The 14,767-nt window shown below is 48.0% G+C and carries 13 protein-coding genes and 2 pseudogenes; 9 read left to right on the forward strand and 6 right to left on the reverse strand.

Annotated features, from left to right (window positions below):
• Positions 1 to 162 precede the first annotated feature (162 nt).
• From aptA to EZMO1_RS17755, 3 genes and pseudogenes are all read left to right on the forward strand, one after another.
• Positions 163 to 1,164: pseudogene (gene aptA / locus EZMO1_RS17745) on the forward strand (omega-aminotransferase AptA).
• Positions 1,154 to 2,536, forward strand: coding sequence for a glutamine synthetase family protein (locus EZMO1_RS17750; protein WP_236632026.1), 1,383 nt, complete (start codon positions 1,154 to 1,156; stop codon positions 2,534 to 2,536). The pseudogene aptA and the gene EZMO1_RS17750 overlap by 11 nt, the downstream one beginning before the upstream one ends.
• Positions 2,537 to 2,552: 16 nt before the next feature.
• A pseudogene (locus EZMO1_RS17755) lies at positions 2,553 to 3,356 on the forward strand (aminotransferase class III-fold pyridoxal phosphate-dependent enzyme); the annotation flags it as partial.
• 82 nt (positions 3,357 to 3,438) lie between these two features.
• Here EZMO1_RS17755 and EZMO1_RS17760 read toward each other — a convergent pair.
• Positions 3,439 to 4,635 (reverse strand): transposase, encoded by a 1,197-nt coding sequence (locus EZMO1_RS17760; protein ID WP_051789979.1) that lies wholly within the window; start codon positions 4,633 to 4,635, stop codon positions 3,439 to 3,441.
• Positions 4,636 to 4,652: 17 nt separating this feature from the next.
• Complete coding sequence (locus EZMO1_RS26300) at positions 4,653 to 4,988, reverse strand: hypothetical protein (RefSeq protein ID WP_061509623.1); 336 nt, start codon at positions 4,986 to 4,988, stop codon at positions 4,653 to 4,655.
• A gap of 121 nt (positions 4,989 to 5,109) precedes the next feature.
• Here EZMO1_RS26300 and EZMO1_RS17770 point away from each other — a divergent pair, with 121 nt between their 5' ends.
• The 4 genes from EZMO1_RS17770 (at position 5,110) to EZMO1_RS17785 (ending at position 8,922) form a co-directional block, all read left to right on the forward strand.
• Positions 5,110 to 5,637 carry an aminotransferase class III-fold pyridoxal phosphate-dependent enzyme gene (locus EZMO1_RS17770; RefSeq protein WP_420809947.1) on the forward strand — a complete coding sequence of 176 codons (528 nt, stop codon included), beginning with the start codon at positions 5,110 to 5,112 and terminating at the stop codon, positions 5,635 to 5,637.
• 52 nt (positions 5,638 to 5,689) lie between these two features.
• Complete coding sequence (locus EZMO1_RS17775; RefSeq protein WP_034876670.1) at positions 5,690 to 6,787, forward strand: polyamine ABC transporter substrate-binding protein; 1,098 nt, start codon at positions 5,690 to 5,692, stop codon at positions 6,785 to 6,787.
• A 76-nt stretch (positions 6,788 to 6,863) separates the two neighbouring features.
• Complete coding sequence (locus tag EZMO1_RS17780; protein WP_034876668.1) at positions 6,864 to 7,964, forward strand: ABC transporter ATP-binding protein; 1,101 nt, start codon at positions 6,864 to 6,866, stop codon at positions 7,962 to 7,964.
• Between the two features lie 13 nt (positions 7,965 to 7,977).
• The gene (locus tag EZMO1_RS17785; protein ID WP_051790035.1) at positions 7,978 to 8,922 is read left to right on the forward strand and encodes an ABC transporter permease subunit; all 945 of its coding nucleotides are present in this window, start codon (positions 7,978 to 7,980) and stop codon (positions 8,920 to 8,922) included.
• A gap of 205 nt (positions 8,923 to 9,127) precedes the next feature.
• Here the strand turns inward: EZMO1_RS17785 and EZMO1_RS17790 are convergent, their stop codons facing one another.
• A complete protein-coding gene (locus EZMO1_RS17790) occupies positions 9,128 to 10,465 on the reverse strand; it encodes an IS1380 family transposase (RefSeq protein ID WP_034876666.1) in 1,338 nt (445 codons plus the stop codon).
• Between the two features lie 111 nt (positions 10,466 to 10,576).
• On the opposite strand from EZMO1_RS17790, the gene EZMO1_RS17795 reads away from it, so the two are divergent.
• Together EZMO1_RS17795 and EZMO1_RS17800 are read left to right on the forward strand one after the other, a co-directional pair.
• On the forward strand, positions 10,577 to 11,503 hold the full coding sequence (locus tag EZMO1_RS17795) for an ABC transporter permease subunit (protein ID WP_051790033.1): 927 nt from the start codon (positions 10,577 to 10,579) through the stop codon (positions 11,501 to 11,503).
• 15 nt (positions 11,504 to 11,518) lie between these two features.
• Positions 11,519 to 12,070, forward strand: a complete 552-nt coding sequence (locus EZMO1_RS17800; RefSeq protein ID WP_034876664.1) for a cupin domain-containing protein — start codon at positions 11,519 to 11,521, stop codon at positions 12,068 to 12,070.
• 2 nt (positions 12,071 to 12,072) lie between these two features.
• On the opposite strand, the gene EZMO1_RS17805 is transcribed toward EZMO1_RS17800, so the two are convergent.
• The 3 genes from EZMO1_RS17805 to EZMO1_RS17815 form a co-directional block, all read right to left on the reverse strand.
• A complete protein-coding gene (locus EZMO1_RS17805; protein WP_034876662.1) occupies positions 12,073 to 12,564 on the reverse strand; it encodes a LabA-like NYN domain-containing protein in 492 nt (163 codons plus the stop codon).
• Positions 12,565 to 12,657: 93 nt separating this feature from the next.
• Positions 12,658 to 13,053: a hypothetical protein gene (locus EZMO1_RS17810; protein ID WP_145912647.1), complete on the reverse strand. Its 396-nt coding sequence runs from the start codon at positions 13,051 to 13,053 to the stop codon at positions 12,658 to 12,660.
• Positions 13,054 to 13,315: 262 nt separating this feature from the next.
• Positions 13,316 to 14,677 (reverse strand): glutamine synthetase family protein, encoded by a 1,362-nt coding sequence (locus tag EZMO1_RS17815; protein WP_034876658.1) that lies wholly within the window; start codon positions 14,675 to 14,677, stop codon positions 13,316 to 13,318.
• Between the last annotated feature and the right edge of the window lie 90 nt (positions 14,678 to 14,767).

Genomic DNA, 14,767 nt, shown 5'->3' on the forward strand with positions numbered 1-14,767 from the left:
CAGGCCTCTGGTGTGTCAATGCGGGTCACGGGCGGGAGGCTATTTCAGAAGCCGTTGCCCGTCAGGTCAGTCAGCTGGATTACGCGCCGCCCTTTCAGATGGGGCAGCTGGCCTTTGAGTTTGCCGAGCGCCTGATCCAGCACACTCCCGGTCACCTTAACCATGTGTTCTGAATCGGTCGAAACTGCGTTAAAAATTGCCCTGAATTACCACCGTCTTAAAGGTCAGGGCACACGACAGAAACTGATTGGTCGTGAACGGGGTTATCACGGCGTGAATTTCGGCGGAATTTCCGTGGGCGGTATTCCAAACAATCGCAAAGCCTTTGGTTCAGGACTGCCAGGCACAGACCACCTGCCACACACTCTGAATATTGATCTGAACGCTTTCAGCCGTGGCTTACCTGAACAGGGTGTAGAACTCGCTGAAGCTTTGGAGCAGATCATTACCCTGCACGACGCCTCCAATATAGCCGCAATGATTGTCGAACCGGTGGCAGGTTCCGGTGGTGTGATTATGCCCCCGGTGGGCTACCTGCAAAAGCTTCGTGAGATCACCCGCCAACACAATATCCTGCTGATTTTTGATGAAGTCATTACCGGCTTTGGCCGTGTTGGCGAAGCCTTTGCTGCCAACCGCTGGGGCATTGAGCCGGATATTATGACTACTGCCAAAGGGCTGACCAATGGTGCCATCCCCATGGGTGCCGTGTTTGTCAGTGAAGAAATACACGACACTTTTATGACCGGTTCTGAAGCTGCCATTGAACTGTTCCACGGTTACACCTATTCCGGCCATCCTGTCGCCTGTGCCGCCGGACTGGCAACGCTGGACATCTATGAACAGGAAGGTTTGTTCCAGCGCACTTTAGCCATGTAGTCCAGCTTTGAAACCGGACTGCACAGCCTCAAAGGCTTACCCGGCGTCATTGATATTCGCAATACCGGGCTCATCGGTGCCATCGAATTACAACCGTTGTCAGGACAACCCGGTGAGCGCGGAAGAAGGGTATTTCAATACTGTTATGAGCAGGGTGTACTGGTGCGCTGGACAGGCGACATTATCGCCATGTCGCCACCACTGATCATTGAACAGGAACACATAAACCAACTGGTGAATACCTTGAAAGCCGGAATACAGCTGGCTTTTAAAAATGAAAAATAACAATAGCATTCAAACCGAGTTCACTATGAAAAAACTGGCGGCCTGGTTAAAAGAACACAACATCACCGAGGTTGAAGCCGTTATCTCCGATTTCACCGGCATCGCCCGGGGCAAAATCATGCCCAGCAGTAAATTTCTGGCTGAAGCGGGTATTCGCTTACCTGAAAGTGTACTGATTCAGGAGGTCACCGGCGATTATGTAGACGACAGCGTTTACGATGACCTGATCAGTAACACAGAAATGGATATGGTACTGAAACCGGATCAGAACGCTATTCATAGGGTTACATGGGCTTTGGAAGCAACAGCACTGGTGATCCACGACTGTTACAGCAAAGAAGGCGAGCCGGTTGAGATGGCTCCCCGCAACCTCTTAAAAAAAGTGCTGGCACTCTACAGCGAAAAGGGCTGGACTCCGGTGGTTGCCCCGGAGCTGGAATTCTACCTGACCCGCACCAGTGATAATCCTGATTACCCGTTGCAGCCCCCTGTCGGACGTTCCGGTCGGCCTGAATCCGGACGACAGTCGTACAGTATTGATGCCGCTAATGAGTACGACCCTCTGTTTGAAGATGTCTATGACTGGTGCGAAGCTCAGGGACTCGACATTGACACCCTGATTCATGAAGAAGGCGCGGCCCAGATGGAAATCAACTTCCGTCACGGTGATGCGCTGTCTCTGGCTGATCAGGTGTTTATTTTCAAAAGAACCGTACGGGAAGCTGCCCTGAAGCATGGTATCAATGCCACCTTTATTGCAAAGCCCATCAGCCACCAGCCCGGCAGTTCCATGCACCTGCATCAAAGCATTCTGGATGATAAAGGCAACAATATTTTCACGCTGCGTAATGGCAACGACAGCAAAATGCTGCACCACTATGTAGGAGGCTTGCAGAAATACCTGCTGGAAGCCATGCCACTGTTTGCCCCGAATGTTAACTCCTACCGACGTTTTCTGTCGTACACCTCGGCACCGGTTAATCTGGCCTGGGGCATTGATAACCGCACCGCAGGTTTGCGGATACCGGACTCTACCCCGGAAAACCGACGCATAGAAAACCGCATTGCCGGAGCCGATGTGAACCCGTATCTGGCCTTTGTCGGGTCATTACTGTGCGGCTATCTGGGCATGGTAGAGGAGATCGAACCCAGTCGTATGATTACCGGCAGTGCTTACGACGAATCCAGTATTGAGCGACTGCCACTCAATCTTGAAGAAGCCCTGGAACGCATGGAAAACAGTGACATCATGAAACAGGCGCTGGGCAGTCAGTTTGTTAAAGCCTTTGTTGAAGTCAAGCGGGCGGAACATCAGAACTTTAAGCAGGTTATCAGTTCCTGGGAACGGGAATATCTGCAGCTAACCGTTTAATGGAGGAGGAAGCATCATGCAAGAGCTTAAACAACCTGAAACCTGTCGCTTCAGGCAGAGAACCGAAGCGTTGCAGACCAGCAACCACAAGCATCACCTGCACCCCTTCTCCGATAATGGTGCGCTGACGCAGGAAGGTGCCAGAGTCATAGAAAAAGCACAGGGTGTTTATCTTTACGACAGTCATGGCAACAAGATTCTTGATGGCATGGCAGGGCTGTGGTGCGTCAATATCGGCTACGGCAGGCAAGAACTGGTGGACGCAGCCAGCGCACAGATGCAACAGCTTCCGTACTACAACACGTTCTTTAAAACCACGCACCCGCCTGTTATAAAGCTGGCGGAGAAGCTGGCGGAGATTACACCAGAGCCTTTGAATCACGACTTTTTTACCGGCTCCGGTTCCGAGTGCAACGACACGGTACTGAGAATGGTGCGCCATTACTGGGCAGCCAAAGGCCAACCCGACAAACAGATCATTATCAGTCGGGATAATGCCTACCACGGCTCTACGGTAGCGGGTGCCAGTCTGGGTGGCATGAAACCCATGCACAAACAGGGGCAACTGCCTATTCCCGGCATTGTGCATATTCAACAGCCTTACTGGTATGGAGAAGGTGGCGACCTGTCGGCTGATGAGTTTGGCCTTCAGGCTGCACAAGCTCTTGAGGAACAGATTCAATCACTGGGTGAAGACCGGGTGGCAGCCTTTATTGCAGAACCCATTCAGGGTGCCGGTGGCGTGATTATGCCAGACACCTACTGGCCTGAAGTCAAAAAAGTCCTCGATAAATACGACATTCTTCTGGTGATGGATGAACCTAAATTCAGCAGTTGAGCGATTACCCACCGCGCTCTAAGAGAGCAATGCCAGCTACTATCCTGCTAAACCTTGCTTTCGCTTAACTTGAGTTAATAAGCTGGACAGGCGTAATAATTTCACCTTTTGTTAAAAATTTCGACACAGCCCTCGTTAATATTCGGCACCAGATATCAATTGGAGTCAACTGCGCTGCAGTCTTCTTAATGGCATCAAAAAATACACAGAGATCTTCCTGCATTGTTTGGATCTTTTTTATCAAATTATGCTGACTGGTAATCGTTATTTTTTTCTTACGCCCACTCTCTGTTAACTTGCCAATAGCACTCATCAATAATGGCCTGCTGGTTATTGCTTCTTTATGCGAATCAGGATTGCTCAGTCTTACAAACAAAGTCCACCAGTTATATGCCAGTGCAACCATCCTTGATAGAATACGACATCGCTTTATATCCTTGGTTGTGTAACCTCCCCATCCCCAGTGATTTTTGATTTCATCAAAATTATTTTCACAGTCAGCTCTGTCTCTGTAATGATCTATGATGGATACAACGTCATTATCAAGACTGGTCACTAATACTGAGTACTCAAAGAGTTTGATGTTTTCAGGGTCTGAGATAAAAGCGATTTCTTTTTGCTTCTTATTATTCTCTTTCTCCAGCAACAGAGAATCACCTGATAATCTTCTTCGAACAATAATGATTCGTCTTGATTTCTCCCAACCACCTAGTTTTAATTCTGACTCCTTGCCTTCCCAATATCTGTTGTAGCGAACCCATCCCCCGCTACAGTGCGCATGGTATATGGACTTTTTGACGTTGGCTGTCTTCTTTACTTTGAATAGATAACCACAATTTGCTTGTTCGAGTTCTGACATCACTCTGTCACTGCCCCAGTCACAATCACCTCGAACAAATTCAGGCCAACACTCTTTTGGTAGACGGTTTAATAGATTTATTAAACCGGGCAATGAATGCTTACTGTTTCCTTTATCACCGGGCTGAACTTCAACATCAAGAACCAGCTTTAAATTAGCCATCATGTAAGAATGATAAGTATGTGAAGGACGCCCTTTCTTATGAGGGTTATAACCTGTTTCTGCTCCTTCCTGACTTCCGTAAATGGTTTTTATCGTAACGTCGACATCTAATATCCATGGTAACTTTAATAAGGGTTCATAGCATTCCTGCAAATGATGCTGCATCCATTCAACACCTTCTTTCTCATCTATTTTGAGTAAACCCCGACGAGCAGAATCATCACTGACTACCTTTGTCATACCCAGTAATTTGGGATTCACTCCATCCCGGTTAACGTTCCAATATGAGCATAACGTTTGTGACCTGAGAGTATTGAGAGAAAAAGGGAACCTATTACATTAACTTTTTCAGGTGCGTTATTGCTTTTGTAAGTTAAAGGGCAATCTTCAACCCATGGTTCAAATCTACAACCTGTTTTTAAAAACTGAATAAAAAAGGGTAACTGCCCCATTGGTGCGACTGATGCGCCAGGTTCCCACTCAACATGGATTTTTCCCTCAAACGTGTCCACTTCAAGAGAGGTCGTTGAGCACTTTTTGCTGAGTTCTTTAAGTTCACCTTTTGGGTGAACAGATTTTGGTGGAAAAATCATCTGTATCCCTCTTCGCAGATGGGGTTACAGTTTAGTCGGGATTCTCAAGTGATGAATTTAGGATGAAGTCATTTGCGGCTTTGGTCGAACTGGACAGTGGTTTGGCAGTAATTATTATGACCTGCAACCCGACCTGATGAGTCTGGCGAAAGGCATCACCTCCGGTTATCTGCCGCTGGGTGCAGTGATGGTCAGTGACAAGGTGGCTGAAGTGATTAAAACCAGTGGCGAGTTTAACCATGGTTTCACTTACTCCGGTCACCCAACCGCTGCAGCCGTTGCACTGGCCAACATAGAAATACTGCAGAAAGAAGCCATTATCGAACAGGCCGGAACCATCACAGGCCCATACCTGCAACAACGCTGGTCAGAGCTGGCAGCATATCCTCTGGTGGGTGAAACCCGTGGCGCAGGTATGGTCGCAGCGCTGGAAATCACCAATGACAAGAGCCGCCGAACACGCTTTGACGATAAAGGCACAGCCGGTACCCTGTGTCGGGATTTCTGTTTTAACAATGGTCTGGTGATGCGTGCAGTAGGCGACACCATGATTATTTCACCTCCACTGGTGATCTCGGAACAGGAAATTGATGAACTGATTGAAAAGGCATGGAAAAGTCTTGATCAGACCGCCAAAGCTTTAACGTAAAGATATTTTTGAAAACGCAGCAGAAATAACGATAAAAACAGGAACCATAAAAATGATAAAAAAACTCCTAACCCACAGCCTTATGGCAAGTACGCTGGCATTGTCTTCCCTGACCATGGCGAATGACAAAACCCTGAATATCTACAACTGGTCGGATTATATTGCCGAAGACACCATTGCCAATTTCGAGAAGAAAACCGGCATCAAGGTTCGATACGATGTCTTTGACAGCAATGAAGTATTGGAGGCAAAGCTACTCTCCGGAAAGACCGGATACGATATTGTGGTACCGTCAGCAATGTTTATGGCCAGACAGATACAGGCGGGTGTTTTCGCACCACTGGAAAAGGACAAACTCGAAGGCTGGAAGAATCTGGACAACAACCTGCTGAAACGACTGGAAATCTACGACAACAATAATGACCATGCCTTTCCCTATCTCTGGGGAACAACCGGCATTGGCTACAACCCTGATCTGGTTAAAAAGCATCTTGGCTCTGCAGCGCCACTGGACAGCTGGGACCTGCTATTTAAAGAAGAAAACATTAGCAAACTCAGCCAGTGTGGCGTAGCGGTTCTGAATGCTCCGACAGAAGTCATACCCGCTGCCCTGCAATATCTGGGACTCGATCCAAACTCGAAAAAGAAAGGCGACTACGCGAAGGCCGAACAGCTGCTGCAAACCATTCGACCACATATCACTTATTTCCACTCTTCCAAATTTATCAGTGATCTGGCCAATGGGGATGTTTGTGTAGCCCTTGGCTGGTCTGGCGATATTCTTCAGGCCAGTGACCGTGCCGCAGAAGCAGACAATGGCATTACGGTTGAATACGTGATTCCAAAAGAAGGCGCTGGTATGTGGTTTGACATGCTGGCGATTCCCAAAGATGCAGAAAACGTTGAAGAAGCTTATGCCTTCCTGAACTATCTGCTGGAGCCGGAAGTGATGGCAGAAATCTCCAACTATGTCTCTTACGCCAGTGGCAACAGTGCCGCGGTCAGTTTATTGGATGATGGAATTGTTCAACATCCCGGCATTTACCCTTCTCGGGAAGCGGAAGAAAACCTTTACGTTTTTGAGGTTTTACCTCCCAAAATTAACCGGCTGGTAAACCGCACCTTTACCAAGGTGACCACCGGACAATAAACGTCAATCTGCGGCTATCGCCAATGGAAATAGCCGCATAAGCAACAGAACAATAATTATAATCGGTTGTAAGATCATGTCCGAACCCAGCACCAATATCCTTGAAATCAGGGAAGTCGCCAAACAGTTTGATGGCGTCACCGCCGTTGATCATGTCTCACTGGATATCAGACGGGGAGAAATATTTGCCTTGCTAGGTGCCTCCGGTTCGGGCAAATCAACCCTGCTACGCATGCTGACAGGGTTTGAATCACTCACGTCCGGACAGATTTTACTGGATGGTCAGGATATTACCGACCTTCCGCCATACAAACGCCCCATCAATATGATGTTCCAGTCGTATGCCCTGTTTCCTCATATGACCGTTGAACAGAATATAGCCTTTGGCCTGAAACAGGACCGGCTCGCAAAAACCGAAATCAGGGACAGGGTTGAAGCCATGCTGAAGCTGGTAGACATGAGTCGTTTTGCCCGACGCAAACCTCACCAGCTGTCAGGCGGTCAGCGACAACGTGTCGCCCTGGCCCGCAGCCTTGCCAAACGCCCGCAATTGCTATTGCTCGATGAACCCATGGGGGCTTTGGACAAACAGTTACGAACCCGCATGCAGCTGGAACTGGTGGATATTATCGAACAGGTCGGCGTCACCTGTCTGATGGTGACCCATGATCAGGAAGAAGCCATGACCATGGCGGACCGGATTGGCATTATGGATCATGGCTGGATTGTCCAGACCGGCTCGCCCGTGGATATCTATGAAAGCCCTAACAGTCGAATGACTGCTGAGTTTATTGGCTCGGTAAACCTGTTCGAAGGCGAGATTACCGAAGACGAAGCCGACCATGCCATTATTCGCTCTCACCTTCTGGAAGCCCCGGTGCGAATCAGTCACGGCATCAGTACTGCACAGGAAAACCCGCAGGTCTGGGTGGCCGTTCGACCGGAGAAAACCCGCATCAGCATTGAAAAACCCAGCGCATCCAGTAACTGGTCAGAAGGCATTATTGATGACATTGCTTATCTCGGCACGCACTCGGTGTATTACGTCAAACTGCCTTCCGGAAAAATTGTTCTGGCAAACCAGACCAACACCGAACGCCGCGGCACCCGTTTAAGCTGGAACGAGCCGGTGTACATCAGCTGGGATGCTTCCAGCCCTGTGGTTTTGAACAATTAGGGAGTCGAGTCTTATGAACCGGTTATCACTCTCTGTTCGGCATTTATTCAGCCATAAGAACCTGGCCGGCAAACGGCTATTAATTGGCATTCCGTACCTCTGGTTACTGCTGTTCTTTCTGGTGCCGTTTGCCATTGTTCTGAAAATCAGTTTTGCCGAAATGGCGATTGCCATCCCTCCTTACACACGACTCTTTGAATACGCCGATGAATCCCTGATTGTTGTCCTTAATATTGGCAACTACCTTTTTCTGGCAGACGACGATTTGTATGTAAATGCTTACATCAGCTCGGTCACCATTGCGTTTAACTCAACCCTGCTGTGCCTGCTGTTGGGATATCCAATGGCTTATGCCATGTCGAAAGCCTCAAAGCAAATGCAGATTACCCTGCTGTTGCTGATCCTGCTGCCGTCGTGGACATCGTTCCTGATTCGAATCTACGCCTGGATGGGGATTCTGAAAAACAACGGACTGATCAATAACTTTTTGATGTCGATGGGTATTATTGATAGCCCACTGATCATGCTGAATACAAACTTTGCCGTCTATATCGGTATTGTTTATGCCTATCTGCCTTTTATGGTGCTACCTCTGTACGCCAACCTGATGAAGCACGACGGTTCACTATTGGAAGCCTCTGCCGACCTCGGGGCAAAACCCTGGAAAACCTTTCTGACAGTGACCCTGCCACTGTCCCGAAACGGGATTATTGCCGGTTCCATGCTGGTCTTTATTCCATCCGTTGGGGAGTTTGTTATCCCGGAACTGTTAGGCGGGCCTGACACGTTAATGATTGGCGGCGTGCTCTGGCAGGAATTCTTTGGCAACCGCGACTGGCCGGTGGCTTCTGCCCTTGCCATTGTCATGCTGCTCCTGCTGATTCTGCCTATGGCACTGTTCCATCATTATCAGTCGCAGGAGTTGGAGGGACGTTATCCTGAATCCGTGACTTCTTGATTACAGAGAAGATTTTTTGCCCATTGAATTCAAAACAGCAAGTTGTACGATTTCAGCGCGTGCTATTCACCCCAAAATAGCTGAACAGATTTTAAAACAATGCTCTTTTCTAATGAATATCGGAAGAATTCTGCTCTGAAGGCGTGAAAATCCCTGCCAGTGTCAGACATATTTTTCCATTCGGTCGAGAGAAATGAATAACCAGCTAACAGAGCTGTTTTTCAGGAAATAGCTGCATAAAAGCCGACAGACCCGGGCTATGCCGCCCAAAACGGAGAATGAATTGGCGACTCTTTTTCATGAATCTTGCAGATTGATAAACCAGCTCTTGCATAACCGTCTTGATTCTTCGGCGCTGAGCTTTGTGGCGAACCGGAGAATTAGAGCCAAGCAAACAGGTTTGTCCCATGTAACGCAAAATATTGTAGGTCAGTGCACCAAGACACATGACAAGATCATTCGTATCAAACTTACCTGAAGGCAGTCTTTCCAAATCCATGTCAGTCTTGAATTCACTATGAAACTGTTCACTGGTTGCATGATCTTCATAAAGCAATATAACGTTGTCATTATCGTATTCAGCTTCATCCAGTGTCGTCCACCAACCATCCAGTTCATAGTCTGGTGTTAAAAAATACTGCCCCACCGCGTCAGTAGTACGCTTGATAATACGGATGATCAGTCGCTGCTTACCGTAATCGGTCTCATGGATAACTGAGAGTGTCGCATAAGTTTTCCCGGGACGAAGCTCTGTCCACTGCACATTCGCTGCCTCAAAGGCTGGCAACCAGGCTGTAACGGTATACTGCTGACGTGGGTTGAGTTTGATGATGTGATTAACATTGTTGTGATTGGCAACCTGCCGGCGAGTATCTTCTGCATCATGGCCGCTGTCGAGTCGCAGTAATACCGGAGCCTGAGTAATACGACGAAGTCTGTGCAATACAGCGCTTAGAAAGGGGATGAAATCGTTTTGTGAATGTTGTGAGCCAGGACGAAGCTCGGCACCTATACACCATCCCTCTGTACCAACATAAGACATAATAGGTGCAAAGCCATGAAAGTGTTTATAAGTCCATTGTGAGCCTTCCTTTTTGGTTTTGCTGTTATCTTGCGGAGTAACGTCTATATCCAGCGGGATATGCTGAAAGTGATCAAGTTCTTTTGAAAGTGGAGAGATGGGTGCATCCAGTTCAACCAATAGCTCGGGAAGGGCCTCTTCAATTAAAGGGATCAACTGGGTGGCATCTTCATTAAAACGCTGGCGCAAGCGACTGGCGGAAGGCATTTGGTTAATGCCCATACTACGCTTGAACCAATCATCATGGCGATAGTTATCAATGGCATCAAAATCGGTTTTACCTAAAGCTAATAAGCCGACAAAAGCCCGCACCAGATCAATATTAAGAATGCCATGACGCTTTTTGATAGAACGCAGCGACTTCTTTAGATCGGTGTTCTTGTTCAGAGCATGACCGAAAAAACAGAGACCGGCTGCTGGTGTATAAAATTCGGTCTCAGATTGCTCAAATTTAAGTTTCACAAAAATGCACTTATAAGGTGAAAATAGAGATGAGCAAATATTAGCCTACAGATACTGGTACGACTGAGTTTTTAGCGGATTTAGTGATGATGAACTCACGGATTCAGGGTTATGAAAACTAAAATGGGTTTCTCTAACTGGGTACTGATTGCGGGCTTGCTATTTCTGTATGTGCCCATGCTGATTCTGGTGATTTATTCATTTAATGAATCCCGTCTGGTCACCGTATGGGCGGGGTTTTCCTCCAAATGGTATCTGGAGCTGTTTCGTGATGAGCAGATTATCGACGCGGTCTGGACCAGCCTGAAAATTAGCTTCTGGAGTGCCAATATGGCAGTAGTGCTGGCAACCATGGCCGCCTTTGTCATGACGCGCCTGCGCAAATTCCGGGGCAAAACGGCCTTTTCCAGTATGATTACCGCGCCGCTGGTCATGCCCGATGTCATTACCGGTTTGTCTTTGCTGCTGCTGTTTGTGGCTATGGCGAACAGTGTTGGCTGGCCTGCGGATCGGGGCATGCTGACCATATGGATTGCCCATGTGACCTTTTGTACCGCTTATGCCACCGTGGTGATTTCATCACGCCTGCAGGAAGTGGACCGCTCTGTGGAAGAAGCGGCCATGGATCTGGGCTCGCCACCGTTCAAAACCTTTATGCTGATTACCCTGCCCGCTATCTTGCCAGCTATTGCTGCCGGATGGCTGCTGTCGTTTACATTGTCACTGGATGATCTGGTGATCTCCAGCTTCGTTTCAGGCCCCGGTGCAACAACCCTGCCCATGGTGGTCTTTTCTTCAGTCAGACTGGGCATTACACCGAAAATTAATGCACTGGCGACCCTGATTATCCTTGCTGTGTCGCTGGCAGCGTTCGTATCCTGGTGGTTGCTAAGGCGACAGGAAGCCCGTCGTGTCGCGCTGTTAAAGCGTGAAATGGAAGACTCTGAGCCACTGCCGCTTCCGGAACGACGCATCAGAACAGTGCTGACCGTAGAAGAGAAAAAGCAACGTCAGGAATTAACCGTGGCAACGGATTAAAGGGATTTTTTTACCATGGATGTCGGAAGTCGTTTAAAAGCCGTACGCAAGATGCACACTTTGTCACAGAGAGAGCTGGCAAAACGTGCAGGTGTAACCAACAGCACCATTTCAATGATAGAGAAAAACAGTGTCAGCCCTTCGGTCAGTTCCCTGAAGAAGGTGCTGAGTGGCATTCCCATGTCGCTGGTGACGTTTTTCTCTCTGGAACTGGATGAAGAAGGCTATGAGCCAGTGATCTATCGGGAGTCCGATATCCTGCCCATGGAAATGGGTGGTGTGCGTATGAAAGTGTTCGGGCAGTTTCGTCAGCAAAAGGCCATGTCGTTTCTTGATGAGTGTTACCCTCCGGAAACGGACACCGGTGAAGAAATGCTATGCCATGAAGGTGAAGAAGCAGGCGTGGTGATATCCGGTACACTGGAGCTGATTGTTGGCACCGACAGTTACACCTTACTGCCCGGTGACGGCTATTACTTTGACAGCAGCCGCCCTCACCGTTTCAGAAATCCCAGTAAGGATGAAAACTGCCGGTTGATCAGTTGCACAACGCCTGCAAATTTTTAGACTCAGCGATGACGGGCTGAAGGCAACAACAGCTTTTCGTCGATGGGTATAAACTGCGTGGCTGCATCTATCAGAGAGCTGGCGGTTAAGGCAGGAACACCATACACATCAACGTTGGTGTTAAAGCGATCCTGCAACCGTTTCACCAACAGGTCAAAGTCGCCATCACCCGATGCCAGTACCACCCGATCAACGTCTGCGCCGTGCTCGATGCCATCGAGGGTAATACCGACATCCCAGTCCCCTTTGGCGGAACCGTCACTGCGCTGAATAAACGGCTTCAGTTTCACTTCAAAGCCAATCGCCCTGAGAATTCTCTGGAATTGCCGTTGTTTCTCATCACCACGGTCAATGGCGTAGGCAATGGCCTTAACCACTTTCCGTTCTCTGGTTGCTTCGGCCCAGAATGCGTTGTAATCAAAATTGCACTGATAAGCACTTCTGGTGGTGTAGTAAATATTTTGCACATCAACCAGCAGTACAACGGTTTCCATTAATAGCGCCTTCTTTTAATGTTGATTCAGATAGTCACGTAGAATAACAGAATTATGCATAACTAATGAAGCAGTGCTCAAATCAGACAGATATCAGGCAGCGTCAACGGCATTGATGGTTTCATAGAGCTTTCCCAGGACCGGAACCGCTTCTTCTACCGCGATAAACTGGTCAAAGATATTCAACTTGGCGTATTTGCCTTCCTCTCTGACAACACAGCCTACTTTGTTGGCGATATGAATCAAATGTTCCCGGTCTTCCGACTTTGGGGTTAATGCCCGCAAATCTATTTTAAATCGTTCCGGGGCTGTATGTCTCCGTTTCACCTGGATAAGCACACCGTTGCAATCCAACTGAAGGTTGGTCATTTTGTTATCACGCTCATCCAGCTCTTCCCGAAACTGAATATCCAGGCTGCGCTCAAATTCCTCCCGCAGGTTTTCCAGATACGGAACCACCCCAAACATTTTTCCTTGTTCCCGGCTCATTATAATACTCACCATGATAAATTTTTTTGGAATCAGGATTCTTACTCCATTTCTGACGAATGAATATGATATGGGTCATACAATGGCGAAAAATGAATAACATTTTAACTACCTGATTCAATCAAAACTCTCTCGTTATTTAAAAAATGTTTAACAACGTTAAATCAAGTGAATTAAAGCTCGGCGATGACAATTTGATTTCAATGGATTAAGAATGTGATTCATTTTGAAATCTGAATCACACCCTTAATAAAGATTATTCTCAAGCCGTTGCCAGCAACCATTCCATTTCCAGATGGGTTATATGTTGCTCAAACTGACGCAGTTCACTCTGTTTAAGCACTCCATAGGTATCAAGAAATTCTTTGCTGAGATAACGGGACAGATGTTGACTGTTACGCAGTTGTTCCAGAGCATCTGCCGGCCGACAGGGCAACATGGGCAGCGTCTGGTTCAGTCCATTGCCTGTCACAGCTTCTGGCGGTGTCAGTTTATTTTCTATGCCATAAAGAATACCAGCCAGAACAACAGCCAGAGCGATGTAAGGGTTAGCATCGGCACCAGCCAGGCGATGTTCGATACGCCGGTTCACCGCATCACTGACGGGGATTCTTAACGACACTGTTCGATTATTATGACCCCAGCTGGCATTTAAAGGCACGTACATGTCCGGAGTCATACGACGATAAGAGTTTATATTAGGACAGAGCAAAGCAACGGTGTCCGGCATTAAAGCCAGCGAACCGGCGATCGCCTGATGCAGTGTATCGCTGTCCTGACCATCACTGATGGCAAATACATTATGATCAAACTGGTCAAGCAGGCTGGTATGAATATGCAAGCCATTGCCGGTGTACTCAGCATACGGCTTTGCCATAAAGGTCGCTTCGTAGTTATAACGCCGGGCCACAGCCCGGATAAGGCGTTTCAGCAGAATCGCATGATCGCAGGCCGCTATCGGATCGTTACAATGACGCAGATTAATTTCAAACTGCCCCGGCGACGCCTCGGCAATGGCGGTATCGGCAGGAATGTTCTGCAACTGTGCCAGTTCATTCACATCATTTAAAAAGTCACTGAAATCATCCAGCCCGTCCACCGTGTAGAGCTGGCTGCGGGTTTCCCGTTCTCCGGAAATATAACCAATGGGCGGCTGGATATTACCCTGATCATCCCGTTTCGGGTCGATCAGATAAAACTCAAGCTCTAATGCGACAACGGGTTGATAACCGGCCACGGTATAGCTGTCTACAAGGTTGGCCAGCAGGTTTCTGGGCTCGTACAAAAACCGTTCGCCCTCTTCATCCAGCATGGTCAGCAGCACCTGACCGATACGTTCAGGATCGGCTGCCGAAGGTGCAAGAGAGCCCGGAACCACTTTGCAGTGCCGGTTCGGATCACCGATATCCAATCCGATACCTGTGTCTTCTATTGTTGTGCCCGTGATATCCAGAGAAAAAACAGAGCCGGGAAAATAGCAGCCTTTGCCCAGTTTTTTAGCCGCTGCCAGAGGAAATCGTTTGCCCCGGACAATACCATTGGTATCGGGCAACAGTGTGTCGATGTACTGCATATTCGGGTAACGTTCGAGGAAATCTGCCAGCTCTGCCCTGAAATCACTCATTGTGAGTACCGCCTGCTACTTATACTTATTATCAGTCAGCATTTATACTGTAACTTAAGGGACAATGGTTCAATATAATTGACACAAATC

Origin of the sequence: Endozoicomonas montiporae CL-33, from assembly GCF_001583435.1 — a bacterium.
Classification (GTDB): Bacteria; Pseudomonadota; Gammaproteobacteria; order Pseudomonadales; family Endozoicomonadaceae; genus Endozoicomonas_A; species Endozoicomonas_A montiporae.

What these genes read in the sequence shown, in the direction of transcription:
- EZMO1_RS17775 (WP_034876670.1), top strand. Translation starts at nt 5,690, where the DNA reads ATGATAAAAAAACTCCTAACCCACAGCCTTATGGCAAGTACGCTGGCA.
- EZMO1_RS17815 (WP_034876658.1), bottom strand. Translation starts at nt 14,677, where the DNA reads ATGAGTGATTTCAGGGCAGAGCTGGCAGATTTCCTCGAACGTTACCCG.
- EZMO1_RS17805 (WP_034876662.1), bottom strand. Translation starts at nt 12,564, where the DNA reads ATGGAAACCGTTGTACTGCTGGTTGATGTGCAAAATATTTACTACACC.
- EZMO1_RS17760 (WP_051789979.1), bottom strand. Translation starts at nt 4,635, where the DNA reads ATGACAAAGGTAGTCAGTGATGATTCTGCTCGTCGGGGTTTACTCAAA.
- EZMO1_RS26300 (WP_061509623.1), bottom strand. Translation starts at nt 4,988, where the DNA reads ATGATTTTTCCACCAAAATCTGTTCACCCAAAAGGTGAACTTAAAGAA.
- EZMO1_RS17810 (WP_145912647.1), bottom strand. Translation starts at nt 13,053, where the DNA reads ATGAGCCGGGAACAAGGAAAAATGTTTGGGGTGGTTCCGTATCTGGAA.
- EZMO1_RS17785 (WP_051790035.1), top strand. Translation starts at nt 7,978, where the DNA reads ATGAACCGGTTATCACTCTCTGTTCGGCATTTATTCAGCCATAAGAAC.
- EZMO1_RS17800 (WP_034876664.1), top strand. Translation starts at nt 11,519, where the DNA reads ATGGATGTCGGAAGTCGTTTAAAAGCCGTACGCAAGATGCACACTTTG.
- EZMO1_RS17795 (WP_051790033.1), top strand. Translation starts at nt 10,577, where the DNA reads ATGAAAACTAAAATGGGTTTCTCTAACTGGGTACTGATTGCGGGCTTG.
- EZMO1_RS17750 (WP_236632026.1), top strand. Translation starts at nt 1,154, where the DNA reads ATGAAAAATAACAATAGCATTCAAACCGAGTTCACTATGAAAAAACTG.
- EZMO1_RS17780 (WP_034876668.1), top strand. Translation starts at nt 6,864, where the DNA reads ATGTCCGAACCCAGCACCAATATCCTTGAAATCAGGGAAGTCGCCAAA.